Annotated in this window: 23 protein-coding genes and 3 tRNA genes; 10 read left to right on the plus strand and 16 right to left on the minus strand. The window is 70.9% G+C overall.

Annotated elements, in window-relative coordinates; all coding sequences use genetic code 11:
• Positions 1-58: 58 nt before the first annotated feature.
• Positions 59-1,936 carry a translational GTPase TypA gene (gene typA / locus B2363_RS14465; protein WP_181753098.1) on the minus strand — a complete coding sequence of 626 codons (1,878 nt, stop codon included), beginning with the start codon at positions 1,934-1,936 and terminating at the stop codon, positions 59-61.
• Between the two features lie 101 nt (positions 1,937-2,037).
• On the opposite strand from typA, the gene B2363_RS14470 reads away from it, so the two are divergent.
• The 3 genes from B2363_RS14470 to B2363_RS14480 all read left to right on the plus strand — a co-directional run bounded on the left by B2363_RS14470 (position 2,038) and on the right by B2363_RS14480 (position 4,814).
• Complete coding sequence (locus tag B2363_RS14470; protein WP_181753097.1) at positions 2,038-2,496, plus strand: MarR family winged helix-turn-helix transcriptional regulator; 459 nt, start codon at positions 2,038-2,040, stop codon at positions 2,494-2,496.
• Positions 2,477-4,090 (plus strand): DHA2 family efflux MFS transporter permease subunit, encoded by a 1,614-nt coding sequence (locus B2363_RS14475; RefSeq protein WP_286931026.1) that lies wholly within the window; start codon positions 2,477-2,479, stop codon positions 4,088-4,090. The genes B2363_RS14470 and B2363_RS14475 overlap by 20 nt, the downstream gene beginning before the upstream one ends.
• 88 nt (positions 4,091-4,178) lie before the next feature.
• Entirely contained in the window at positions 4,179-4,814 is a 636-nt protein-coding gene (locus B2363_RS14480; protein ID WP_286931027.1) for a LysE family translocator, read from the plus strand.
• Positions 4,815-4,818: 4 nt separating this feature from the next.
• On the opposite strand, the gene B2363_RS14485 is transcribed toward B2363_RS14480, so the two are convergent.
• Positions 4,819-6,123, minus strand: coding sequence for a glycoside hydrolase domain-containing protein (locus B2363_RS14485; RefSeq protein WP_286931028.1), 1,305 nt, complete (start codon positions 6,121-6,123; stop codon positions 4,819-4,821).
• Positions 6,124-6,210: 87 nt separating this feature from the next.
• Positions 6,211-6,287, minus strand: a tRNA-Phe gene (locus B2363_RS14490).
• 159 nt (positions 6,288-6,446) lie between these two features.
• On the opposite strand from B2363_RS14490, the gene B2363_RS14495 reads away from it, so the two are divergent.
• Complete coding sequence (locus B2363_RS14495; RefSeq protein ID WP_286931029.1) at positions 6,447-7,157, plus strand: hemerythrin domain-containing protein; 711 nt, start codon at positions 6,447-6,449, stop codon at positions 7,155-7,157.
• Positions 7,158-7,211: 54 nt separating this feature from the next.
• Here B2363_RS14495 and B2363_RS14500 read toward each other — a convergent pair.
• The 3 genes from B2363_RS14500 to B2363_RS14510 all read right to left on the minus strand — a co-directional run bounded on the left by B2363_RS14500 (position 7,212) and on the right by B2363_RS14510 (position 9,440).
• Positions 7,212-7,288: transfer RNA gene (locus B2363_RS14500), tRNA-Asp, on the minus strand.
• A gap of 70 nt (positions 7,289-7,358) precedes the next feature.
• A complete protein-coding gene (gluQRS, locus tag B2363_RS14505; RefSeq protein ID WP_286931030.1) occupies positions 7,359-8,225 on the minus strand; it encodes a tRNA glutamyl-Q(34) synthetase GluQRS in 867 nt (288 codons plus the stop codon).
• 9 nt (positions 8,226-8,234) lie between these two features.
• On the minus strand, positions 8,235-9,440 hold the full coding sequence (locus tag B2363_RS14510; RefSeq protein WP_286931031.1) for a cation:proton antiporter: 1,206 nt from the start codon (positions 9,438-9,440) through the stop codon (positions 8,235-8,237).
• Positions 9,441-9,610: 170 nt separating this feature from the next.
• Here B2363_RS14510 and B2363_RS14515 point away from each other — a divergent pair, with 170 nt between their 5' ends.
• Entirely contained in the window at positions 9,611-10,600 is a 990-nt protein-coding gene (locus B2363_RS14515) for an MDR family oxidoreductase (RefSeq protein ID WP_286931032.1), read from the plus strand.
• A gap of 16 nt (positions 10,601-10,616) precedes the next feature.
• On the opposite strand, the gene B2363_RS14520 is transcribed toward B2363_RS14515, so the two are convergent.
• The 3 genes from B2363_RS14520 to B2363_RS14530 all read right to left on the minus strand — a co-directional run bounded on the left by B2363_RS14520 (position 10,617) and on the right by B2363_RS14530 (position 11,843).
• Entirely contained in the window at positions 10,617-11,090 is a 474-nt protein-coding gene (locus B2363_RS14520; RefSeq protein WP_286931033.1) for a nitroreductase/quinone reductase family protein, read from the minus strand.
• A gap of 33 nt (positions 11,091-11,123) precedes the next feature.
• Complete coding sequence (locus B2363_RS14525) at positions 11,124-11,735, minus strand: hypothetical protein (protein WP_286931034.1); 612 nt, start codon at positions 11,733-11,735, stop codon at positions 11,124-11,126.
• Positions 11,736-11,770: 35 nt separating this feature from the next.
• Positions 11,771-11,843: transfer RNA gene (locus B2363_RS14530), tRNA-Glu, on the minus strand.
• 137 nt (positions 11,844-11,980) lie between these two features.
• On the opposite strand from B2363_RS14530, the gene B2363_RS14535 reads away from it, so the two are divergent.
• From B2363_RS14535 to B2363_RS14555, 5 genes are read left to right on the plus strand one after another with little or no spacing between them, the layout of a single operon-like run.
• Positions 11,981-12,331, plus strand: coding sequence for a metallopeptidase family protein (locus B2363_RS14535; protein WP_078699288.1), 351 nt, complete (start codon positions 11,981-11,983; stop codon positions 12,329-12,331).
• A complete protein-coding gene (locus B2363_RS14540; RefSeq protein ID WP_286931035.1) occupies positions 12,324-12,989 on the plus strand; it encodes a pirin family protein in 666 nt (221 codons plus the stop codon). The genes B2363_RS14535 and B2363_RS14540 overlap by 8 nt, the downstream gene beginning before the upstream one ends.
• A 9-nt stretch (positions 12,990-12,998) precedes the next feature.
• On the plus strand, positions 12,999-14,357 hold the full coding sequence (locus B2363_RS14545; protein WP_286931036.1) for an FAD-binding oxidoreductase: 1,359 nt from the start codon (positions 12,999-13,001) through the stop codon (positions 14,355-14,357).
• Positions 14,354-15,640: a class I SAM-dependent methyltransferase gene (locus tag B2363_RS14550; RefSeq protein WP_286931037.1), complete on the plus strand. Its 1,287-nt coding sequence runs from the start codon at positions 14,354-14,356 to the stop codon at positions 15,638-15,640. Before B2363_RS14545 ends, B2363_RS14550 begins: the two co-directional genes overlap by 4 nt.
• On the plus strand, positions 15,640-16,428 hold the full coding sequence (locus B2363_RS14555) for an exodeoxyribonuclease III (protein WP_286931038.1): 789 nt from the start codon (positions 15,640-15,642) through the stop codon (positions 16,426-16,428). Before B2363_RS14550 ends, B2363_RS14555 begins: the two co-directional genes overlap by 1 nt.
• A gap of 3 nt (positions 16,429-16,431) precedes the next feature.
• Here B2363_RS14555 and B2363_RS14560 read toward each other — a convergent pair whose 3' ends face one another.
• From B2363_RS14560 to B2363_RS14590, 7 genes are read right to left on the minus strand one after another with little or no spacing between them, the layout of a single operon-like run.
• Entirely contained in the window at positions 16,432-16,827 is a 396-nt protein-coding gene (locus tag B2363_RS14560) for a phage holin family protein (protein WP_286931039.1), read from the minus strand.
• Positions 16,828-16,865: 38 nt separating this feature from the next.
• Positions 16,866-17,195 (minus strand): monovalent cation/H(+) antiporter subunit G, encoded by a 330-nt coding sequence (gene mnhG, locus B2363_RS14565; protein WP_181753068.1) that lies wholly within the window; start codon positions 17,193-17,195, stop codon positions 16,866-16,868.
• Positions 17,195-17,464: a monovalent cation/H+ antiporter complex subunit F gene (locus B2363_RS14570; protein ID WP_181753066.1), complete on the minus strand. Its 270-nt coding sequence runs from the start codon at positions 17,462-17,464 to the stop codon at positions 17,195-17,197. The genes mnhG and B2363_RS14570 overlap by 1 nt, the downstream gene beginning before the upstream one ends.
• Positions 17,461-18,018 carry a Na+/H+ antiporter subunit E gene (locus tag B2363_RS14575; RefSeq protein WP_286931040.1) on the minus strand — a complete coding sequence of 186 codons (558 nt, stop codon included), beginning with the start codon at positions 18,016-18,018 and terminating at the stop codon, positions 17,461-17,463. Before B2363_RS14575 ends, B2363_RS14570 begins: the two co-directional genes overlap by 4 nt.
• Positions 18,011-19,627: a Na+/H+ antiporter subunit D gene (locus tag B2363_RS14580; RefSeq protein WP_286931041.1), complete on the minus strand. Its 1,617-nt coding sequence runs from the start codon at positions 19,625-19,627 to the stop codon at positions 18,011-18,013. The genes B2363_RS14575 and B2363_RS14580 overlap by 8 nt, the downstream gene beginning before the upstream one ends.
• On the minus strand, positions 19,624-20,085 hold the full coding sequence (locus B2363_RS14585) for a Na(+)/H(+) antiporter subunit C (protein WP_286931042.1): 462 nt from the start codon (positions 20,083-20,085) through the stop codon (positions 19,624-19,626). Before B2363_RS14585 ends, B2363_RS14580 begins: the two co-directional genes overlap by 4 nt.
• On the minus strand, positions 20,082-22,940 hold the full coding sequence (locus B2363_RS14590) for a Na+/H+ antiporter subunit A (protein WP_286931043.1): 2,859 nt from the start codon (positions 22,938-22,940) through the stop codon (positions 20,082-20,084). Before B2363_RS14590 ends, B2363_RS14585 begins: the two co-directional genes overlap by 4 nt.
• Positions 22,941-22,961: the final 21 nt, after the last annotated feature.

Genomic DNA, 22,961 nt, shown 5'->3' on the forward strand with positions numbered 1-22,961 from the left:
AACGACGAACCCCTCCCCGGCGAGGCCGGGGAGGGGTTCGGGTGGAGCGGGGGTCAGCTCACTTGCGCTTGCGGGCGGTGCGGGAGCGCTCGCCGGCGTCCAGGACCACCTTGCGGATGCGCACGTTGGCCGGGGTGACCTCGACGCACTCGTCCTCGCGGCAGAACTCCAGGCACTGCTCGAGCGAGAGCTTCTTCGGCGGGATGACCTTCTCGAAGTTGTCCGAGGTGGCCGAGCGGATGTTGGTCTGCTTCTTCTCCTTGGTGATGTTGACGTCCATGTCGTCATCACGGGAGTTCTCGCCGACGATCATGCCCTCGTACACCTCGGTGGCGGGCTCGACGAAGAGCGTGCCGCGCTCCTGGAGGTTGGTCATGGCGAACGAGGTGACGGCGCCGGCGCGGTCGGCCACCAGCGAGCCCGAGGGGCGCGTGGAGATCTCGCCGAACCAGGGCTCGTAGCCCTCGGAGATGTGGTGGGCGATGCCGGTGCCGCGGGTGTCGGTGAGGAACTCGGTGCGGAAGCCGATCAGGCCACGCGCCGGGACCAGGAACTCCATGCGGACCCAGCCGGTGCCGTGGTTGACCATCTGCTCCATGCGGCCCTTGCGGACGGCCAGCAGCTGGGTGATCGTGCCGAGGTACTCCTCGGGCGCGTCGATGGTGAGGCGCTCGACGGGCTCGTGCAGCTTGCCGTTGATCTCGCGCGTGACCACCTGCGGCTTGCCGACGGTCAGCTCGTAGCCCTCGCGACGCATCTGCTCGACGAGGATGGCCAGCGCCAGCTCGCCGCGGCCCTGGACCTCCCACGCGTCGGGACGCTCGGTGGGCAGCACGCGGATCGAGACGTTGCCGATCAGCTCGGACTCGAGGCGGTCCTTGACGAGGCGGGCGGTGACCTTCGTGCCCTTCTCGCGACCGGCCAGCGGCGAGGTGTTGGTGCCGATGGTCATCGAGATCGCGGGCTCGTCGACGTGGATGAGCGGCAGCGCGACCGGGTTCTCGGGGTCGGCCAGGGTCTCGCCGATGTTGATGTCGCTGATGCCCGCGATGGCGACAATGTCGCCGGGGCCGGCCTTCTCGCCCGGCTTGCGGTCGAGGGCCTCGGTGATGAGCAGCTCGGTGATCTTGACGCGGTCGACCGAGCCGTCGCGCTTCATCCACGCGACCTGCTGGCCCTTCTTGAGCTCGCCCTCCTCGACCCGCACGAGCGCCAAGCGGCCCAGGAAGGGGGAGGAGTCGAGGTTGGTGACGTGCGCCTGCAGCGGCGCGCCCTCGGTGTACTCGGGGGCCGGGACGTGCTCCATGATCGTCTGGAACAGCGGGATGAGGTTCTCGCCCGCGGGCAGCGTGCCGTCCTCGGGCTTCTCCAGCGAGGCGATGCCGGCCTTGCCGGAGGCGTAGACGACGGGGAAGTCGAGCGCGTCGTCGGCGGCGTCCTCGGGCAGCAGGTCCATGAAGAGGTCGTACGTCTCGTCGACGACCTCGGCGATGCGGGCGTCGGGACGGTCGACCTTGTTCACGACCAGGATGACGGGCATCTTCGCCAGCAGCGCCTTGCGCAGCACGAAGCGGGTCTGGGGCAGCGGGCCCTCGGAGGCGTCGACCAGCAGCACGACGGCGTCGACCATCGACAGGCCGCGCTCGACCTCGCCACCGAAGTCGGCGTGGCCGGGGGTGTCGATGATGTTGATCGTGACGGCGTTGCCGGGGATGTCCTCGGTGCCGGGTCCGTAGTACTTGACCGCGGTGTTCTTCGCGAGGATCGTGATGCCCTTCTCGCGCTCGAGATCACCCGAGTCCATGACCCGATCGGTCACTTCCTGGTGGTCGGAGTACGCGCCCTGCTGTTGCAGCATCGCGTCGACGAGAGTGGTCTTGCCATGGTCGACGTGGGCGACGATGGCGACATTGCGCAGATCAGAGCGTGTAGGCACTCGCGCAATTCTACGGCAGGTTCTGAAACTCCCGGTCCACGCAGGGCGTAACGAAGGTCACGCCCTCGCAATAGTTGCAGGTGCGTTAGTATTCTCGAGCCATGAACGACTCACCCCACGCCTGCGCGTTCGACGCCGTCCGAGGATTCCTCGGGCAGGTCTTCACGACGGCCGAGGGCGAGTCGCTGGAGACGGTCGCAGGCCTGAAACTGTCCTTCACGCAGGCCAGACTGGTCTTCGCGCTCGCCCATCACGACCATCCGGTCGCCATCGGCGACCTCGCCGAGGCGGTGGGGTTGTCGGCGGCCTCGGCCGGTCGCAACGTCGAGCAGCTGGTGCGCAAGAAGCTTCTCGTGCGCACCGAGAACCCGGAGGACCGAAGGGTCAAGCTCGTCGCCGTCACCGATCGCGGTCGGAGTCTGGCGCAGAGCCACCTCAAGTCGAAGGAGGACGCCGTGCGCACGCTGCTCGACGACCTCGACACCGCACAGTGCCTCGCTCTCGTCGAGGCCCTCAAGCCACTTTCGAAGGAAGAACCAGATGTCAGCCAGTCCTCCTGAAGACGTCGTCATCGACGACGACAAGATCACCCCGGAGATCCTCAAGGTCGCCGGGGTGGTGGTGCTCGGCGCGATCATGTCCATCCTGGACGTCACGGTCGTGAACGTCGCGCTGCCCACGTTCCAGACCGAGCTGTCCACCGACGGCGAGCCGCTCGCGTACGCGACCGTCGCCTGGACGGCCACCGCGTACATGCTGGCGCTCGCGGCCGTCATCCCGCTCACCGGCTGGGCCGCCGACCGCTTCGGCACCAAGCGCCTCTACATGACCGCGATCGCGCTGTTCACGCTCGGCTCCGTCCTGTGCGCCGCGGCGTGGAACATCGAGTCGCTCATCGCCTTCCGCGTGCTCCAGGGCCTCGGCGGCGGCATGCTGATGCCGCTGGGCATGACGATCATGACCCGGGCTGCCGGGCCGCACCGCATGGGTCGCCTCATGGCGATCCTGGGCATTCCGATGCTGCTCGGCCCCATCCTCGGCCCGATCATCGGCGGCATCCTCATCGACGCCGCGTCCTGGCACTGGGTGTTCCTCATCAACCTGCCGATCGGCGCGATCGGCTTGGTCTACGCCGCCCGCGTGCTGCCGAAGGACGCCCCCGAGCCGAGCGAGTCGCTCGACGTCGTCGGCATGCTGCTGATGTCGCCCGGCCTGGCGCTGCTGCTGTACGGCATCTCGTCCATCCCCGGCGAGGGCACGGCGCTCGCCAGCAAGGTGATCGTCCCGACCGTCATCGGCCTGCTGCTGATCGGTGCGTTCGTCGTCTGGTCGTTCAAGCCCAAGCACCCGCTGCTCGACCTGCGGCTGCTCGGCAACCGCAACCTGCGCGTGTCGCTCATCGTGATGTTCCTGTTCGCGAGCGCCTTCTTCGGCGCGCTGCTGCTGGTGCCCACGTACTTCCAGCAGGTGCACGGGGAGTCGGTCATGATGGCCGGCATCCTGGTGGCCCCGCAGGGCATCGGCGCGATGCTGACGATGCCGATCGCCGGTGCGCTCGTCGACCGGATCCCGGTCGGGCGGATCGTCCCGTTCGGCTTCATCGGCATCCTCGTCGGCATGTTCGGCGTGGCGATGAGCACCGAGCCCAGCACCCCCTACTGGCAGATCATCCTGTGGCTGTTCGTCATGGGGCTGGGCATGGGCGCCACGATGATGCCGATCTTCACCTCGGCGCTCAAGACCCTCACCTCCCACGAGGTGGCGCGCGGCTCGACGTTGCTGAACGTCGTGCAGCAGGTCGCCAGCGCCTCGGGCATCGCGGTCATCTCGGTCGTGCTGACCAACGGCATGCAGAAGGGCTCGATCATCCCCGGCTCGGAGAAGATTCCCGGTGTCGAGGAGGGCCTCACGCCCGCCCAGCTGGCGGCCGGTTCGCACACCGACCGTGGCGCGGAGCTCGTCTCGCTGCTGGGCGTCACGCCCGACCAGTTGCAGGCCGGGTTCAACGACCTGGCCCAGGCGTTCGAGCAGTCCTACTGGGTCGCGTTCGCCGTGCTCCTGGTGACGCTGATCCCGGTCGCGTTCCTGCCTCGCAAGAGCGAGCCGGTCCGGCTGCTCGACGACCAGGGCCAGCCCCCGGTCGTCATGCACTGATCGACCGACCACGCGAACGGCCCACCCGGACTCCGGGTGGGCCGTTCGTCGTCCCCGGGGTGCGCGCCTGCAGGACTACTGTTCATCCATGCCCAGTCCCGAGACCCTGCTGGCGTTCTCCCTCGCGTCGCTGGTCCTGATCCTCGTGCCCGGCCCGAGCGTCCTGTTCGTCATCGGGCGGTCGCTGGCGCACGGACGCCGCGCCGGGATCCTCAGCGTGGTGGGGAACGGACTCGGCGGCCTGCCGATCGTCGCGGCCGTGGCGCTCGGGCTCGGCGCGATCGTCGCCGGCTCGGCCGTGGTGTTCACCGTCGTGAAGGTGCTCGGCGCCGCCTACCTCGTCCACCTGGGGATCCAGGCCATCCGTCACGGGAGGATCGACCTGGCGGCCGCCGAGGACGGCGGCACCACCGACTCGCCGTGGCGCAGCCTCGCCGAGGGCTTCGTCGTCGGCGTCACCAACCCCAAGACGATCGTCTTCTTCGTCGCCGTGCTGCCGCAGTTCGTGGACTTCGGGGCCGGGGCCATCGGTGCGCAGATGCTCGTGCTCGGCGTGCTCTTCCTGCTCATCGCGATCGTGTGCGACTCGGGCTGGGCGCTGCTGGCGGGCACGGCGCGCGCCTGGTTCGTGCGGTCGCCCCGCCGGCTCACCGCGGTGCGGCGCACCGGTGGGGCGATGCTCGTCGGGCTGGGCGGCATCATGCTGACCGCGCCGCGCACCTGAGCCGTCAGCGGCGACCGGCCTGCAGCGCGGCCCACACGCGACGGTCGGCCGTCTGGTAGCCCGGCAGCCCCACGTTCTTGCGGTACGCGCGCACGGCGCCGGCGGTGCGGGCGTCGTAGATGCCCGTCACCGAGACCGAGTGGCCCGCGGCGCGCAGCGTGCGCTGGAGCCGGTGCACGGGCTCGCCCACCTTGCCCCGCTTGAGCGCGATCGGCGTCTTGCCGCGCGACAGCAGGGCGGTCCACAGCGGACGCGACACCGACGAGGTCTGCTTCCAGCCCAGCGAGGCACGGTAGGAGTTGACGGCCTTCGTGGTCCGCGCGTTCCAGCGGCCGGTGACGGTGGCCTGGTGTCCGGCGCGCTTGAGCAGGCACTGCAGCAGCTTCACGTCGCCACCGCGCGAGCCCGCCTTGAGACCGCGGTAGCGCTTCAGCGTGGGCGTGATGCCACAGACCTTCTGCTCCTTCTTGGCCCTGGACCCACCGCCCACGGTGAGGACGTTCTTGTCGATCGTGACCTTGCGTCCGCCGTAGGAGACCGCCACGTTGTTGTGGTACTGGTGCAGCCGGTCGCGCCTCCAGAACGTGTGGGAGAGGTAGGGCCGGCCGTCGGTGTTGGCCTTCCGGTTGGTCCAGGCGAACCACATCTGGTCGGGGAAGTCGAAGCCGCTGCGCTTCGCGTGGCGCGCCTCGTCGACGGCCTGGATCGCGGCGGAGGCGCTGGAGTAGAGGCCCACCTTGTAGTCGCGCTGGTGGACGCGCTGGACGAAGGCGTCGATGAAGGTCATCACGGAGGCGCTGCACCGCGCGTTGGTGCGGTCGTACCACTCGATGTCGAGGTAGACCGCGTTCCCCTTCGCGAAGCCGTAGCGTGCGGCGCTGCGCACCGCCTCGTCGGCGTCGGCGCGGGCCTGGGCGCGGGCCCTCGTCAGGTCGTACGACATGCGCTTCTTCGAGGACTTCGAGTCGAAGCAGGGCGCCTGGTAGCCCACGTGGATCGGCAGGAACAGCCAGCCGCGGGACGCCTGGCGCTGGACCCAGGTCGGGCTGAGGTGCGGCTGCTTCGACTCGTCGCAGTAGCGCGAGTTGCCCGACGTGTAGATGCCGACGACCGTGTAGGGCGACGCCACGTTCCACGCGTCCATCACCTCGTTGGAGGGGGACACGCAGGTGTCGAACGCGTAGCCGCCGAAGCGCTTCGGCGAGCTGGGCTTCGCCGCGTGGGCGGGGGCCGCCAGCATCGAGGCGACGAGGAGGAGTCCGAGCACCACGCCCAGGCGGCGGGCGATCGGGACGAGGCGGGAGCGCATCGTTCCAGCCTAAGCGGAGGCGGCCGCTCCTCCAACGGATTTGCGACGAACGAGAGAATCCCCGGTCGGGGACCGGGGATCTCAAGGTGGTGGCCAGGGCCGGGGTCGAACCGGCGACCTTCCGCTTTTCAGGCGGACGCTCGTACCAACTGAGCTACCTGGCCGTGCTCTGACGAGCGACGTTCACCCTACCGCACCCGCCGGGACGCGCAGAAATCGGCCGGACGTATCAGCGGCGGCGGTCGCGTCTCCCTCCCTGCGTACCGGCTCGCACGGACGACAGCCGTGCCACCGGTCGCCGTACCCGAGACGAGAGAAGAACCATGACCCCCGCTCCCTTGTTGCTCCCCGGCCAGGCCGCCGCTCCGGAAGGGCCTGCCGACATGACGATGATGTACGTCCTGCACCACGCTTTCCGCCGCGACCTGCGCGACTTCGACCGCGCGGCCGCGACGACGGCGACGGGTGACAGTGCCCGGTGGACCCTGCTGGCGCAACGCTGGCAGCGGTTCACGCACGAGCTGCACCAGCACCACACGAAGGAGGACGAGATCCTCTGGCCGCTGCTGCTCGAGCGCGTCCGCGCGGCCTCCGACACGGCGTCGGAGCGTGTCCTGCAGGAGATGGAGGCCGAGCACGCCGTGCTGGACCCGCTGCTCACCGCCGCGACCACCGAGCTGGAGCGGCTGTCGCAGGCGGCCGACCAGCGCGCCCACGACCTGCTGTGCGACACCCTCGGGGACCTCGTCGAGGTGCTGGGGTTCCACCTGGCCCACGAGGAGTCGGCGGCGGTCGCAATCCTCCAGCGGTACCTCGGCGGCGACGAGTGGGAGGAGCTCGAGCGCACCCGCTTCCGCTCGAAGCAGAGCCTCGCGGAGGCGCGCTTCTTCGTGCCGTGGGCGCTCAAGGGCCTGCCGGCTCACGCCGAGCACCGGGTGCTGAACCTGGGCGGGCCGCCGCTGCGCGTCGTCCACGCGCTCTCGCGCCGGAAGTTCGCCGCGCTGGAGGCCGAGGTGTTCGGTCAGCCCGGCTGAGCACGGGTGCGGGAATGACGAGAGCCCCGCCCATTCGGGCGGGGCTCTCAGCACTGGCGACCCCGACGGGACTCGAACCCGCGACCTCCGCCGTGACAGGGCGGCGCGCTAACCAACTGCGCCACGGGGCCTCATGCTGTGCGGTTGAACCGCGACCGCAAGCCTACCCGACGGTTCTCCGAGTCTCCAAAACGGGGTCCCTCACAGCGTGACGACCCACGGCTCGCGCGGGAGGGATGCGAGGTCGAGCTCGTCGAGCAGCGCCTCGGGCGACCTGGCACCGACCCCGAGGGAGGCGCCGATGAGGTCCCAGGCCCGCTCGGGGGAGAGGTCGCGCAGGGTCACCGGGCCGTCGCGCTTCGCCAGCCGCCGGCCCTCGGCGTTGAGGGCGAGGGACACGTGCGCGTAGGTCGGCGGCGCGACTCCCAGCTCGTGGGTGAGGTACGCCTGCGCCGGGGCGGCGTGCAGCAGGTCGTCGCCGCGCACGACCTGGTCGACGCCCTGGTCCGCGTCGTCCACGACCACCGCGAGGTTGTAGGCGTGGGCGCCGTCGCCACGGCGCAGCACGAGGTCGTCCACGTGTCCGGTGATCTCGCCGTGGAGCGCGTCCCGGATCGTCCACGTGCGCTCGCGGGCGCGCAGCCGCACGGCCGGCGGGCGCTCGGCCCGGCGCGCTGCGCGCTCGGCCTCGTCGAGGTCGCGGCACGTCCCGGGGTAGGAGCCGGGCGGCGCGTGCGGGGCGCTGACGGCCTCCGCGATCTCGCGCCGGGTGCAGAAGCACTCGAAGGTCAGGCCCTCCGCGGTCAGCCGCTCGAGCGCCGCGGCGTACAGCGGGTCGCGCTCGGACTGCCGCACGACCGGCTCCTCCCACGCGAGGCCCAGCGCCGCGAGGTCGGCCAGTTGGCTGGCCTCGAACTCCGGACGCGAGCGCTGCCGGTCGAGGTCCTCCACGCGCACCAGGAACGGGCGGCCGGTCGACCGGGCGAACCACCACGCCAGGATCGCCGTGCGCAGGTTCCCCAGGTGCAGGTCGCCCGAGGGCGAGGGTGCGAAGCGTCCGGCGGGCACGATCCGACCCTAGCGACCCGGCTCCTCGGGGGCGGTCACCCGCGGTGCGCCGACGAGCCGGGCGAGCAACGGGCAGATCAGGACGGTGACGGCGCCGGCAGCGACCAGCAGCGAGGCGTCGGCCGTGGACATGAGGTCCCTGTCGACCGCCACCGAGGTCACGGCCACGATGATGGGCAGGCCGGTGGCGGCGTAGAAGCCGATCGAGAGCGCGTCGCGGTTCTCGAAGCGCTCGTCGGCGGGACCCGTGAACCGCGAGGCGAGGAAGACGGGCACGCCGCGGACGAGCAGGATCAGCGCGATCACCGTCGCGAACGTCGCGGGGGCCGCCACGATCGCACCCGGGTCGATCGCCATCCCCGAGGTGACGAAGAAGATCGGGATGAGGAATCCGTAGGCGATCCCGTCGAGCTTGTGCTCGATGAGCTCCCACCCCTCCGGGATCGCGAAGCGCAGCAGGAAGCCGGCGGCGAAGGCGGCCAGGACGATGTCGAGCTCGAACGCGACGGCCACGGCCCCCAGCGACACGAGCAGCAGCATCGTCAGGCGGATCGGCAGCTGGGACGTGGTCTCGGCGCCCTCCTGGAGCGCTGCGCGCAGACGGCTCTCGCCGACGCGCAGTCGTCGCACGACGACCGCGAGGAAGCCCACGATGGCCACGAAAACGGTGAGGACCACGAGCGACGCCACCGAGCCGCGGGCACCGAGCGCCACCGCGATGGCGACGATCGGACCCAGCTCGCCGAACGCGCCGTGACGGAGCACCGACGCGCCGACCGGGGTCGAGAGCATCCCCCCGTCACGCAGGATCGGCAGCAGCGTGCCCAGGGCCGTTGAGGTGAGGGCGATCGCCAACGCGATGTCCTTCTCCCCGGAGCCGCGATCGCCCAGCAGCAGCGCCACGGCGCCGAAGGCGAGAGCCAGACAGAGGCACCACGTGAGCATGGCGCGGCGGCCCGCGCCACCGGTGAGCTCCGCGATGTCGATCTCGTAGCCGGCGAGCAGGAACAGCATCGCCAGGCCGAGCTCGCGCAGCATGCCGATCGCCGGGTCCATCCCGGCCAGGTCCAGGGCGAAGGGGCCGATCACCAGTCCCAGCCCCAGCAGCAGGACGACCTCCGGCACCAGACGACCGCGGACGAGCCGGGCCAGCAGCGGCGCGGCGACCATCGCGAGGCTGATCCAGAACAGCGAAGTCGCTGCCTCCTGCTCCATGGGCACCTCCGTCGGTGAGCGCTGCGCCCGAGCAGCGTGCACTCATCATGGCCCGGCCGCGCCCAGGAACCGAGCCCACTGCGCGAGGACGCCGCGAGCCTGCCAGTGTGGGACGGGAAGCAGTTCCGTCCTCACCGTCCACGCCGTCGTTCGCCCCAGGAGACATCCCGATGCCCGAGACCACCTTCCAGGCCTACCAGGTCACCGCGCCCAAGCAGCCCGCCGAGCTCGTGACGCTGAGCCGGGACGACCTCGGCGAGGGCGACCTGCTCGTGCGGGTCACCCACTCGTCGCTCAACTACAAGGACGGCCTGGCGATGCTCGGCAAGCCGGGCGTCGTCCGGACGTTTCCGCTGACGTGCGGCATCGACCTGGCCGGCGAGGTGGTCGAGGCCGGCGGTGGCTTCGCCGAGGGCGACCAGGTCGTGCTGACAGGCGCCGAGCTGTCCGAGACCCGCCCGGGCGGCTACTCGCAGTACCAGCGCGTCGAGGCGGAGTCGGTCGTGGCGGCGCCCGAGCGGCTCGGGCCGTGGGGCGCGATGGCCGTCGGCACGGGCGGCCTGACGGCCATGCTGTGCGTGCTGCGGCTCGAGGCGGCCGGCGTGAAGCCCGAGGACGGTCCGGTGCTGGTCACCGGCGCGACCGGCGGCGTCGGCAGCTTCGCGGTGTCGATCCTGTCCCGCCTCGGGTACGAGGTCCACGCGGCCACAGGCAAGGACAGCGAGCACCCGTACCTGACGAGCCTCGGCGCCGCGCAGATCATCGCGCGCGACGAGCTCTCCGGCGAGCCGCGCCCGCTCGCCAAGGAGCGCTGGGCCGCCGCGGTCGACAGCGTCGGCGGCACGACGCTGGCGAACGTGCTGTCGCAGATCTCGTACGGCGGGTCGGTGGCCGCGTGCGGACTGGCCGGCGGTCACGGGCTGCCCGCCACGGTGATGCCGTTCATCCTGCGCAACGTCGCGTTGCTGGGCGTCGACAGCGTCCACGCGACGCCCGAGGCTCGGGCGCAGGCCTGGGCTCGCCTCGACGAGCTCTTCACGGCGGACGACCTCCGTGAGGTGGCCGTGGACGCCGCGTTCACCGACCTGCCCGAGCTCAGCGAGAAGATCCTCGCCGGCCAGGTGCGCGGCCGCTACGTGATCGACGTCGCAGGCGCCTGACGCCTCGTCGGGCGCCTCAGCCCTGCGGGGCGGGGCGCTCGGTGAGCCGGATGACCGGGATCTCGCGATCCGTCTTGTCGTTGTACGAGGCGAAGTTCGGCGCCGTGGCGATGATCGAGGCCAGGGCGTCGGCGCGCTCCTGGCCGTGCAGCTGCTCGGCCGTCACGTCGATCTTGCGGTCGCCGATCTCGATCGTCACGTTCCCCGGGTGCGCGGCGATGTTGTGGTACCAGGCTGGATTCCTGGCGGCGCCGTTGGCCGAGGCCACGACGAGCCACGAGCCGTCGCCACCCGGGAACCACGCGACGGGCACCTCGCGCCGCTCGCCGCTCTTCGCGCCGACCGTGGTCAGCGCAAGGATCCTCATCGGGCCGAGCTTCGCGGACTCCGATCGCCGGGCCTTGCGCACCATGAACCGGTTGACCAGACGGACGACGGGGTTGCTCGTGCTCTTCTTGCCGCGTGTTCCGCGGGGAGTGTCGAAGCTCATGGTGGTGCCTTCCGCAGGTCGGTTCCCTCGAACCTAGCGGGGCTGCGGCTCCGGGGCGGTGACACTCGCGACGTCGGCCGGGGTGCGCAGCCAGCGCCAGTAGATCGCGATGCCGATTGCGGACCCGGTGGAGTTGAGGATCATGTCGAGCATCGTGTCGGCGTAGCCGCGCGAGTGGTGGGTCGACTGCAGTTGGTCCGAGGCCCACTCGCCGATCTCCCACAGCGAGCCGATGCCGAGCCACGACAGCCACAGCGCGACCAGCAGCAGCGCGGCCGTGTCGGCGCGGTACCGATGCAGCACCAGCCGGGCGATCCCCATCGTGCTCACGAGCGAGAAGGTGAAGTGCGCGAAATCGTCGTACCACCAGATGCGGTCGTAGAAGTCCAGGCCCCAGCCCAGGACGGCACCCAGGATCACGATGGTCAGGCCCGTCAGCACCACCGGGTCGCGCAGGGTCTGCCACAGCGCGATGCACCCGACGACGCTCGCGGCCATCGTGAGCCGGGTGAAGTGGTCGTCCGCGGTGAGCCCGACGACGGCGGCGCCGATCATCACGAGGATCGTGAAGGTCATGGCGGCCCAGTGCAGGCGGGGGGACTCGTCCTCCGCGGGTGCGGCGGGAGGCAAGGTGCGTGAAGGCATGGCAGCAGATCGGGTCGGGGACGGTGCGTCGGAAGTACCCCCTACGGGATTCGAACCCGCGCTACCGCCTTGAAAGGGCGGCGTCCTAGGCCGCTAGACGAAGGGGGCCGGACAACCAGACCAGCATAGGGCAACCTGTCGCTCCGGTCCGACGCGGTGGCCGTGACGTTTCAGGGGCTCACGCCGGCGTGTCGCCCCCGCGAACGTCGCTGCCAGCGCTGCGGGGCGCCTCCTAGACTCGGGGCGTGATCGACCTCGACGCGGACCGGTTCGAGCAGCTGGTGACCGCCGCGCTGGCCGAGGTGCCCGCCGAACTGGCCGACCTGCTCGACAACGTGGTGCTGTTCATCGAGGACGACGCGCCGCCGCACGACCCCCACCTGCTGGGGCTCTACGACGGCATCCCGCTGACCGAGCGCGACTCCACGTACGCGGGCGTCGTGCCCGACCGCATCTTCGTCTACCGCCACCCCACGCTCGCGATCTGCGACACGGAGGAGGACGTGGTGGAGGAGGTCCGCATCACCGTGGTCCACGAGATCGCGCACTTCTTCGGCATCGACGACGCCCGACTGCACGAGCTCGGCTATGCCTGAGCGCGTCGTCCGGAGGGCCGCAGAGCGCTACCGCACCGTCGCCGACGGCACCGAGACGCTCCACTCGTTCTCCTACGGCAGGCACTACGACGCCGCGAACGTCGCCTTCGGCCCGATCGTCGCGATCAACGAGGAGCGGCTCGCGCCGGGCGCCGGCTACGACGAGCACCACCACGCCGACGCCGACATCGTCACGTGGGTCCTCGACGGGGTGCTCGCCCACGAGGACTCCACGGGACAGCGCGGCGAGGTCGCCCCGGGCCTGGCCCAGCGGCTCAGCGCGGGCTCGGGCGTCACCCACGCCGAGCGCAACGCGAGCGACTCCGCGCCGCTGCGCTTCGTCCAGATGATGCTGCGCAGCCGCAACGGGGACGCTCCCGAGTACGCCCAGGTGCAGGTCCCCGACGGCCCGGGACTGCACGAGACGGTGCCCGTCCACGCCGACGCCCGGCTGCTCGTGGCGCGTCCCGCCGAGGCCCCGATCGAGGTCGTCGCCGACGGTGGCGCGCTCCTGCACGTCACCCGGGGCCCGGCCACGGTCGACGGCACCCGACTCGACGCCGGCGACGAGCTGCGTGTCGACGGCGCAACGACGCTCCGACTCGCCGGGGAGGGCGCCGAGATCTTGGTCTGGCGGCTCGTCGGTCCGCAGCGCTAGCCTGCTTGCATGCGAGGGTGGACGAAGCACGCGAACGCCGTCGCCGCACTCCGCGCCTCGTGGGACGCGATTCCGCCCGACCAGCCGGTCCGCCTCGCGAAGCGCACGTCGAACCTCTTCCGGCCGCGCTCGCGTCCCGACGGTCCCGGCCTCGACGTCTCGGGCCTCGACGACGTCATCGCGATAGACCCGGTGGCCCGCACCGCCGACGTCCAGGGCATGTGCACCTACGAGCGCCTCGTCGACGAGACGCTGGCCCACGGTCTGATGCCCACGGTGGTGCCACAGCTGCGCACCATCACCCTCGGCGGCGCGGTCACCGGGCTGGGCATCGAGTCCACGTCGCTGCGGCTGGGCCTGCCCCACGAGGCGGTGCTCGAGATGGACGTCCTCACCGGCTCGGGCGAGATCGTCACGGCCACGCCCGACAACGAGCACGCCGAGCTGTTCGCCGCGTTCCCCAACTCCTACGGCAGCCTCGGCTACGCGGTGCGGCTGCGGATCGCCCTGGAGCCCGCCCCCGCCCAGGTGCGGCTGCGACACGTCCGGTTCGGGTCCGTCGTCGACGCGGCCAAGGCCATCGCCGAGATCGCCGACGCCGGCACGTGGCACGGGGTGGCAGTCGACGCGGTCGACGGCACCGCGTTCACGCCCGACGAGGTCTACCTGACGCTGGCGCAGTTCACCGACGGCGCCGGGGCCACCAGCGACTACACCGGCCAGGACGTCTTCTACCGCTCGATCCGGGAGCGCGCCGACGACGTCCTCACGATCCACGACTACCTGTGGCGCTGGGACACCGACTGGTTCTGGTGCTCGGGCGCGTTCGGCGCGCAGCACCCGCTCGTCCGCCGGGTCTGGCCGCGCCGCTGGCGCCGCAGCGACGTCTACCACCGCATCGTCGGGCTCGACTCGAAGGTGGGGATCAGCCGCCTGCTCGACCAGGTCCGGGCCGTCCCCGGCCGCGAGCGCATCATCCAGGACATCGAGGTCCCGCTGGAGCGGCTCGACGACTTCCTCACGTGGTTCGACCGCGAGGTAGGGATGCGTCCCGTCTGGCTGTGCCCGCTGCGCACCCGCCGCGCCTGGCCCACCTATCCGTTGGCGCCCGGCGAGGTCTACGTGAACGTCGGCTTCTGGGGCACGGTCGTCGTCCCGGCCGGCACCGCGCCCGGCACGGTCAACCGCCGCGTCGAGGCCGAGGTGCACCGGCTCGGCGGCCACAAGTCGCTGTACTCCGAGGCGTTCTACGACCGGCAGACCTTCGACTCCCTCTACGACACCGCGGGCCTCGACCGCGTGCGCGACCAGTACGACCCGCAGGCCCGACTCCACACTCTGTACGACAAGGCGGTGAGGAACTCATGAGCATCGCATCCGAGACGCGACTCACGATCGCTCAGGCATTCGACCGGCTGCTGCGTAATGGCATGCCCATCCGGTTCGAGGCGTTCGACGGCAGCTCGCTGGGCCCCGAGGACTCCCTCCTGCGCCTGCGCCTGCTCAACGAGCGAGGGCTGGCCTACCTCATGACCGCCCCGGGCGACCTCGGGTTCGCCCGCGCCTACGTCTCGGGCGACCTCGAGATCGACGGCGTCCACCCCGGCGACCCCTACGACATCATGGTCGCGCTCATGAGCCGTCTGCGCTTCCGGGTGCCGAGCGCGCCGGAGATGGTGCGGATCGTCCGCAGCCTGGGCCTGGGGAACCTCAAGCCGCCCACGCCGCCCACGGAGGAGCACCTGCCGAAGTGGCGCCGGGCCCTCGAGGGCCTGCGGCACAGCAAGGCGCGCGACGCCGAGGCCATCGAGCACCACTACGACGTCTCGAACCGCTTCTACGAGCTGGTGCTCGGCCCGTCGATGACCTACACGTGCGCCGTGTTCCCCAAGGCAGATGCCAGCCTGGAGGAGGCCCAGAGCGAGAAGTACGACCTGATCTGCCGCAAGCTCGACCTCAAGGCCGGCGACCGCCTGCTCGACCTGGGCTGCGGTTGGGGCGGCATGGTCCGCCACGCCGCCCAGCACTACGGCGTCCGGGCGCTCGGCGTCACGCTCTCGCGCGAGCAGGCCGCCTGGGCCGGGGCCGCGATCGAGCGCGAGGGCCTGTCGAGCCTGGCGGAGGTGCGCCACAGCGACTACCGCGACGTCACCGAGACCGGGTTCGACGCCATCAGCTCGATCGGCCTCACCGAGCACATCGGCGTGAGGAACTACGCCGCCTACTTCGAGTTCGCCCGCAGCAGGGTCAAGGTCGACGGCCGCATGCTCAACCACTGCATCACGCGCCGCGACAACACGGGCCCCGCCAACGCTGGGCAGTTCATCGACCGGTACGTGTTCCCCGACGGCGAGCTGACGGGTGCGGGCACCATCGTCACGGCGATGCAGGACGCCGGATTCGAGGTGCGCCACCTCGAGGACCTGCGCGACCACTACGCGCTGACGCTCAAGGCGTGGTGCCAGAACCTGGTGGATCACTGGGACGAGGCGCTCGACGAGGTCACCCCGGGCCGGGCCAAGGTGTGGGGTCTCTACATGGCAGGATCGAGGTTGGCCTTCGAGAGGAACGAGATCCAGTTGACCCACGTCCTGGGCGTGAACACCCCCGCCGACGGAAACTCCTCCTACCCCCTGCGAGTCGACTTCTGATGCGGATCGCGACGTGGAACGTCAACTCCGTCCGCAGCCGCATCGGTCGCGTCGTCAGCTGGCTCGAACGCCATGACGTCGACGTCCTGGCGATCCAGGAGACGAAGTGCCGTGAGGACCAGTTCCCGGCCCTCGAGCTGAGTGCGCTGGGCTACGAGTACGCCCACGTCGGCGTCAACCAGTGGAACGGCGTCGCGATCATCTCCCGCGTCGGCCTGGAGGACGTCGAGCGCTCGTTCGGCGTCGACCAGCCGATGTTCGAGGACCTGCTCGAGCCGCGCGCCATCGGCGCCACGTGCGGTGGCGTGCGGATGTGGAGCCTGTACGTGCCCAACGGGCGCGATCTCGACCACGCCCACTACGCCTACAAGCTCGACTGGCTGGCGCGGCTGCGCGCCTCCGGCGAGGCGTGGCTGGCCGAGGACCCCGACGCCCAGATCGCGCTGACCGGCGACTGGAACATCGCGCCGCAGGACGACGACGTGTGGGACATGGCCGTCTTCGAGGGGCGCACCCACGTGTCGCCCGCCGAGCGCGCCGCGTTCGCGGCGATCGTCGACACCGGCTACGCCGACGTGGTCCGGCCGCACACCCCCGGCCCGGGCGTGTACACGTACTGGGACTACACGCAGCTGAGCTTCCCGAAGAAGAAGGGCATGCGGATCGACTTCGTGCTCGGGTCGCCGGCCCTGGCCGCGCGCGTCGAGGGAGCGTTCATCGACCGCGAGGAGCGCAAGGGCAAGGGCGCCAGCGACCACGCACCCGTCGTGGTCGACCTCGCCGACTGAGTCTCAGGCCCTGCGCTCGCGGGCGTTCTCGACGCCCGCCTTCACGAGCAGGAACGGCACCAGGAACGACGCCAGTGCCGACGCCAGCCACACGATCACCGCGGCCAGCAGCCACGTGCTCAGGCCGTCGATCGTGAGGGCATCGCCGAACAGGGTCGCGACGAAGAGCGCCACGAGCGTGGACACGATGCCGACGCCGCCGAGGAACGCCTCGGCGTTCCGTCGCACCGCCACGAACACGGCCGGTGCGAGGATCGCCTGCGCCAGCGCGAAGATGACCACGGTGATGATGAAGCCCGACGGGGTGACCTCGAGGTCGTCCAGCACGGCATCGGCCACGAGCAGGCCGATGGCAGCGGAGACGAGGCTGACGACCGTGCGGATGAGCAATCGGATCATGCCCGCACTCTAGGGGTCGGAAGGGCCGCTGCCCAGAGTCAATCGCCCTCGTCGACGACCAGCGCCTCACGGTCGACCTGATCGGCCCGGAAGGCGGCCCGTCCGACCATGTGCGCCGACACCGGGGCCGTCAGCAGCTGGAACAGCGCCACGACCGCGACGAGGGTGAGATCGCCCAGGCTCTCGATCCGCAGGGCGAGCCCGGCCAGGATGAGCAGCAGCCCGAAGGTCTGCGGCTTCGTGGCCGCGTGCATCCGGGTGAGCACGTCGGGGAAGCGCACCACGCCGATGGCGGCGACCAGTGCGAACGAGGCGCCCAGGATCAGGAACGTGCCGGAGAGGACGTCGGCGACGAGGGTCCAGTCCATCACTGGCCACCGCCCGACGCCTGCGCGGCGTAGCGCGCGATGCTGACCGAGCCGAGGAACGCCACGAGCGCGAGGGCCACGAGGATCGGCAGGGTGGTGTTGTGGCGCCCGATCGCCGCCTCGACGCCGATCGCGCCGACGCACGCCGCCACGAACACGTCCGACGCGACGGTGCGGTCGAGCATCGTGGGACCGCGGACGATGCGGACCAGGCACAGCAGGCCCGTGAGGCCCAGCAGGACGGCACAGACGATTCCGACGAAGTTCATGCGTGCTCCTCGAGGAGTCGGCGTTCGCTCTCGCTGATCTCGGCCTCGGTGCCGATGGCCTTGAGCAGGCGGTGCTCCTGCAGCCGGGCCTTGCGGCGGGCGATCTCGACGCGCTCCGGGCTGCCGGCGTCCAGCACGTGAAGCCACATCCGCCGGCCCTCGGAGTCGAGCTCGATGAGCAGCGAGCCGGGCACCAGGGAGACCAGCTCGCCGGTGAGGGTCTGCCGCAGCTCGGAGTGGCTGACGAGGTCGATCCGCAGCACCGCGCTGGGCGGCGGCGCCTTCGGGCGGACGGCGAGCCAGGCCACGGTGAAGCTCGCGACGCTCAGGTCGGCGAGGAATCGCGCCACCAGCACCACGGAGGCCCACGGCCGGATCGTGCCGTTCACCGACACGCGCGGGAACGGGAACACCACGACGATGATCGCGCTCACGAGCAGCCCGCCGATGAGGTTGATGGGGGTGAGCTCGCCCCACAGCAGCAGCCACACGACCGTGAGCCACAGGATCACCGGGACGTGCCAGGGGTGCAGTCCCCGCGTGCGGTCAGCCATCGCCCAACACCGCCTCGATGTAGGGGGTGCGCTCGTGCAGCTCGTCGGCGGCGCGCTCGGTCATCGCGAAGAGCGGGCCGGCGAACACCGTCAGGGCGACGGTGACCACGCCGAGCGCGATCGTGGGGAGCGCCATGCGGGCGGGCAGTCGCTCGCCCTCGGTGTCGGTCTTCCAGGTGGTCTCGCGCTGGGTGGCGGTGGAGACGCCGCTGCGGCCGTGCAGCGAGCCACCGAGGCCGGCCGGGCCGAACGGCACCGGGGTGTCGTCCTCGGGGTCGGCGAGCGGCTGCCAGAAGGCGCGGTTCCAGATCTTCGCGACGGCGTACAGCGTGAGCAGGCTCGTGGCCACCGCGGCCCCGACGCCGAGCAGCGCGAGCCAGTCGCCCGCCTCCGCGCCCGCCTCGAGCAGCGCCAGCTTGCCCAGGAAGCCCGAGAACGGCGGGATCCCGGCCAGGTTCATGGCCGGGACGAAGAACATGACGGACAGCACCGGTGCGTAGCGGGCCAGCCCGCCGAGCCGGTCGAGGTTCGTCGTCCCGGACCGGTACTCCACCAGGCCGGCGACCAGGAAGAGCGTGGTCTGCACCGTGATGTGGTGGATGATGTAGAAGATCGCGCCGGCCACGCCGAGCTCGCTGCCCAGGGCGATGCCGAAGAGCATGTAGCCGATGTGGCTGACCAGGGTGAACGACAGCACACGTTTGATGTCCGACTGGGCGACCGCGCCCATGATGCCCACCACCATCGTCAGCACCGAGGCCCACAGCAGGATCGTGCGCAGCTCGTGCGTCGGGAACATCAGCGTCTGGGTGCGCAGCATCGCGTAGACGCCGACCTTGGTCAGCAGGCCGGCGAACACGGCCGTGACCGGCGCCGGGGCGGTCGGATAGGAGTCGGGGAGCCACGCCGACAGCGGGAACACCGCCGCCTTGACCGCGAAGGTCAGCAGGAGCAGCAGCTGCAGCATCGTGGCGGTGCTGTCGGGCAGGTCCTGCAGACGCAGCGCGAGCTGGGCGAAGTTCACCGTGCCGGTGGCGGCGTAGACGCAGGCGATCGCGATGAGGAACAGGGCCGACGAGGCCAGGCTCACGATGATGTAGATCGTTCCCGAGCGCACGCGTGCCTCGGTGCCGCCCAGCGTGATGAGCACGTACGACGACGCCAGCAGGATCTCGAAGCCCACGAACAGGTTGAACAGGTCGGCCGAGAGGAAGGCGTTGGACACGCCGGCGCTCAGCACCAGGAACGTGGGGTAGAAGACCGAGAGCGGGGTGTCGCGGCCGAACTCCACGATGCCCTGGCCGATCGAGTACAGCAGCACGCACAAGGTGACGATCGTCGAGATCAGCAGCAGCAGGGAGCTGAGTCGATCGGCGACGAGGCTGATGCCGATCTCGGCGGGCCAGCCTCCCACGTTGAACGCCTGCGGGCCGTGCTGGTCCGCGCGGACCAGGAGCACGGTGGCCGAGGCCACGACGGCCAGCAGTGTGAGGATGCTGATGACGCGCTGGGCCCCGGCGAACCGGCCGAACGCGAGGCACAGGCCCGCGCCCAGCAGGGGCAGGATCACGGGGGCGAGGACCAGCTGGTCCAGCAGGCTCTCGCTCATGCGGGCACCTCGTCGTCCTCGGGCGCGAGCGTGGAGTCGCCCGCGTAGCCCTCGTCGGGAAGCTCGGAGTCGGCCTCGTCGAAGGTGGCCGAGACCTCGTCGCGCTCGGCGCGCCGGCGGATCAGGTCGTCCTCGACGTCGTCCTGCACGTCGTCGGTGCCGGTCAGCTGCCATGCCCGGTAGGCCAGGGCCAGCCCGAACGCGGTGGTGCCCAGGGTGATCACGATCGCCGTCAGCGCCATCACCTGCGGCAGCGGATCGGCCATCGGGTCACCGGACAGGCCCAGGATCGGCGCCGCCCCGGCGGGTCCGGAGACCACGAGGAACAGCACGTTGAGGCCGTTGCCGATGAGGACGAAGCCCACGAGGATGCGGGTCAGGCTGCGCTCGAGCACGAGTGTGACGCCGCTGCCCACGAGGACACCGACGACGACGATGAGCATCAGGTTCGCAGTCACGCCGGCACCTGGTCCTTCCGGGGGTCGGGCGGGCCGGCGTCCTCGTCCTCCATGTGGGCGTCGATGCCACTGCCGAGGCTGCGCAGCACGTCGAGGGCCAGGCCGACGACGACGAGGTACACGCCGATGTCGAAGAAGACCGACGTGACCAGGTGCAGCTCGCCGAGCACGGGGATCGGGACGTCGATGATGGCGCTCTGCAGGACGCCGCCGCCGAGCAACGTGGGCAGCAGGCCCGAGAGGGCGGCGACCGCGAGGCCCAGGCCCAGCACGAATCCGGCGTCGACGGGTGCCGCGTTGTCGAGCTCCTCACGACCTCCGGCGAGGTAGCGGATCATCAGCGCGAGCCCGGCGATGAGACCGCCGGCGAAGCCGCCGCCGGGGGAGTTGTGGCCCGAGATCATGAGGTACACCGAGAACACGATCACCGTGTGGAAGACCAGGCGGGTGACGATCTCGAAGACGATCGAGCGGCGCTGGTCGTGGAGGTTGGCCGCGAGCCAGGCGTTGGAGTCGGTGGTGACCACGCGGCGCGGGCGCACCTGGCGCCCGGCGCGGTCGGTCAGCAGGAAGATCAGGCTGGCGATGCCGGTCGCGGCGACCACGAGGACGCTCAGCTCGCCGATGGTGTCCCAGGCCCGGATGTCGACCAAGGCCACGTTGACGATGTTCTTGCCCCCGCCGTACTCGTAGGCCGGCTCGGCCCAGCCCGCGGAGATGGGGGTGGCGGTGCGGGCGTTGGTGGCGACGAACGCGAAGCCGGCCACCGACAGGCCCACGGCCGTGCCGACGCCGACGCGCCACCAGCGGGCGATGTTGAACGGCCGGTCGCTGAAGAACGGGGGGAGGCGGCGCAGCACGAGCACGAACGTGACGAGCAGGAACGTCTCGACGAGCACCTGCGTGAGCGCGAGGTCGGGGGCGCCGTGGGCGACGAACAGGATCGAGGTGCCGTAGCCCGTGACGCCGAGCAGGAGCACCGCGCGCAGGCGGCGTCGCGACCGGACGGTGAGCACGGCCGCCGCGATCATCACGACGCCGACGACGATCTGCAGCGGGTTGTCGGAGAGCCGGACGTCGGGTCGCTCCCACGCGCGCACCAGGGCGGTGCCCGGCACCACCACGAGCGTCACCAGGATGATGCCGAGGTAGACCGGCAGCGAGCCCCGCTGCGTGCGGCCGGTGACCTCGACGGCGAGACGATCGACCCCGCGCATGACGCCCTGGTAGGCGCGCTCGGCGTCGGGGAAGGGAAGCCGGTCGACGATCGCGTGCTGCGCGGCCGCCACGGGGCGGCGCCACACGAACAGGGCGATGCCGGCCGCGACGGCGAGGACCGACAGCCACAGGGCCGGCGTGAAGCCGTGCCACAGCGTCAGCACCGCCTCGTGCGACCCCGCCGGGAACTGGTCGGAGTAGGTGGCCAGCCGCGGGGTCAGGAACGGCCCGGCGAGTCCGGCGACGAGGCTGAGGACCGCCAGCACGGCGGGCACTGCCGCGAACCAGGGGGAGAAGTCGCGGGGCCTGCACGGCTCGACGCCGGGCTTGTCGGCGAACGTGCCCCAGACGAAGCGGGCGCTGTACGCCACGGTGAGCACGGAGCCGAGCACGATGCCCGCGAGGGCGACCAGACCCCAGGCCGGGTGACCGAGGTCGTGGCCGAGATCGACGAAGGCCGCGAAGGCCGCCTCCTTCGCGGTGAAGCCGAACAGCACGGGCAGGCCGGCCATGGACGCCGCGGCGACGACCGTGGTGACGAAGAGCAGGGGGCGGGCCTGCCGCAGGCCGGACAGCTCGCGCAGGTCGCGCGTGCCGACCGAGCGGTCGATCACGCCGACGACCAGGAAGAGGGCCGACTTGAACAGGCCGTGCGCGCAGACCAGGGCCAGTCCGGCGAACGCGGCCGACCGCGTGCCCGCACCGACCACCGCCATGAGGAAGCCCAGCTGGCTGACCGTGCCGTAGGCCAGCAGCAGCTTCACGTCGTACTGCCGCAGCGCGCGCAGTCCGCCGAGGATCATCGTGGCGACGCCGAGGCCGATCAGCACGGGGCGCCACCCCGGAGTCTCGGCGAAGGCGGGGGCCAGCAGCGCGACGAGGTAGATGCCGGCCTTGACCATGGCCGCGGCGTGCAGGTAGGCGCTCACGGGGGTGGGGGCGGCCATCGCGCCCGGGAGCCAGAAGTGGAACGGCAGCAGGGCCGACTTGGAGAGCGCGCCCACCAGGACCAGGGCGATCGACGCGGTCACCGCGGTGCTCGGCTCGGGCGGGTCGGCGAGGATCTCGCTCAGCCGCGCCGTGCCGCTCAGCAGGTGCAGTCCGACCAGGCCCACCAGCATCGCCAGGCCACCGAACGTGGTCACGATGAGCGCGTTGAGGGCGGCGCGACGGTTGGCGCGGCGCTCGGGGTTGTGGCCGATCAGCAGGAACGACAGGACGGTCGTGAGCTCCCAGAACACGTAGAGCACGTAGACGTTGTCGGCGAGCACCAGGCCGAGCATCGCGCCGGCGAAGGCGGTCAGGACGCCGGAGAAGCGCCAGATCTCGGTGTCCTTGGGCCGGAAGTACCAGGCGCAGTAGACGAGCACGAGGGCGCCGACGCCCGTGACGAGCAGGGCCACGATCCCGCTGAGGGAGTTCACGGCGAAGTCCAGGTCGAGCCCGATCTGGGGAATCCAGGCCCGGTGCTCGTACGTCGGATCGCCGCCGGTGGCGCGCGAGACTGGCCCCAGGAGCCACACGAACGAGGCCGCCGGGACGAGCGCGAGGACGAGGAAAGCCCGTCTATCCACGATGCGGACGAGCGCAGGGGCGACCGCTGCAACGAGAAAGTGCAGCGCGACGAGGAAGACCATGGGCTCGGGCCAACCCTAGCG

Origin of the sequence: Aeromicrobium sp. UBA7512 (assembly GCF_002476985.1) — a bacterium.
Taxonomy (GTDB): Bacteria; Actinomycetota; Actinomycetes; order Propionibacteriales; family Nocardioidaceae; genus Aeromicrobium; species Aeromicrobium phoceense.

What these genes read in the sequence shown, in the direction of transcription:
- B2363_RS14510 (WP_286931031.1), bottom strand. Translation starts at nt 9,440, where the DNA reads ATGGAGCAGGAGGCAGCGACTTCGCTGTTCTGGATCAGCCTCGCGATG.
- B2363_RS14525 (WP_286931034.1), bottom strand. Translation starts at nt 11,735, where the DNA reads ATGCCTTCACGCACCTTGCCTCCCGCCGCACCCGCGGAGGACGAGTCC.
- B2363_RS14590 (WP_286931043.1), bottom strand. Translation starts at nt 22,940, where the DNA reads ATGGTCTTCCTCGTCGCGCTGCACTTTCTCGTTGCAGCGGTCGCCCCT.
- B2363_RS14580 (WP_286931041.1), bottom strand. Translation starts at nt 19,627, where the DNA reads ATGAGCGAGAGCCTGCTGGACCAGCTGGTCCTCGCCCCCGTGATCCTG.
- B2363_RS14550 (WP_286931037.1), top strand. Translation starts at nt 14,354, where the DNA reads ATGAGCATCGCATCCGAGACGCGACTCACGATCGCTCAGGCATTCGAC.
- B2363_RS14470 (WP_181753097.1), top strand. Translation starts at nt 2,038, where the DNA reads ATGAACGACTCACCCCACGCCTGCGCGTTCGACGCCGTCCGAGGATTC.
- B2363_RS14480 (WP_286931027.1), top strand. Translation starts at nt 4,179, where the DNA reads ATGCCCAGTCCCGAGACCCTGCTGGCGTTCTCCCTCGCGTCGCTGGTC.
- B2363_RS14545 (WP_286931036.1), top strand. Translation starts at nt 12,999, where the DNA reads ATGCGAGGGTGGACGAAGCACGCGAACGCCGTCGCCGCACTCCGCGCC.
- B2363_RS14515 (WP_286931032.1), top strand. Translation starts at nt 9,611, where the DNA reads ATGCCCGAGACCACCTTCCAGGCCTACCAGGTCACCGCGCCCAAGCAG.
- B2363_RS14570 (WP_181753066.1), bottom strand. Translation starts at nt 17,464, where the DNA reads ATGAACTTCGTCGGAATCGTCTGTGCCGTCCTGCTGGGCCTCACGGGC.
- B2363_RS14560 (WP_286931039.1), bottom strand. Translation starts at nt 16,827, where the DNA reads ATGATCCGATTGCTCATCCGCACGGTCGTCAGCCTCGTCTCCGCTGCC.
- mnhG (WP_181753068.1), bottom strand. Translation starts at nt 17,195, where the DNA reads ATGGACTGGACCCTCGTCGCCGACGTCCTCTCCGGCACGTTCCTGATC.
- B2363_RS14520 (WP_286931033.1), bottom strand. Translation starts at nt 11,090, where the DNA reads ATGAGCTTCGACACTCCCCGCGGAACACGCGGCAAGAAGAGCACGAGC.
- B2363_RS14575 (WP_286931040.1), bottom strand. Translation starts at nt 18,018, where the DNA reads ATGGCTGACCGCACGCGGGGACTGCACCCCTGGCACGTCCCGGTGATC.
- B2363_RS14495 (WP_286931029.1), top strand. Translation starts at nt 6,447, where the DNA reads ATGACCCCCGCTCCCTTGTTGCTCCCCGGCCAGGCCGCCGCTCCGGAA.
- B2363_RS14540 (WP_286931035.1), top strand. Translation starts at nt 12,324, where the DNA reads ATGCCTGAGCGCGTCGTCCGGAGGGCCGCAGAGCGCTACCGCACCGTC.
- B2363_RS14555 (WP_286931038.1), top strand. Translation starts at nt 15,640, where the DNA reads ATGCGGATCGCGACGTGGAACGTCAACTCCGTCCGCAGCCGCATCGGT.
- B2363_RS14485 (WP_286931028.1), bottom strand. Translation starts at nt 6,123, where the DNA reads ATGCGCTCCCGCCTCGTCCCGATCGCCCGCCGCCTGGGCGTGGTGCTC.
- B2363_RS14475 (WP_286931026.1), top strand. Translation starts at nt 2,477, where the DNA reads ATGTCAGCCAGTCCTCCTGAAGACGTCGTCATCGACGACGACAAGATC.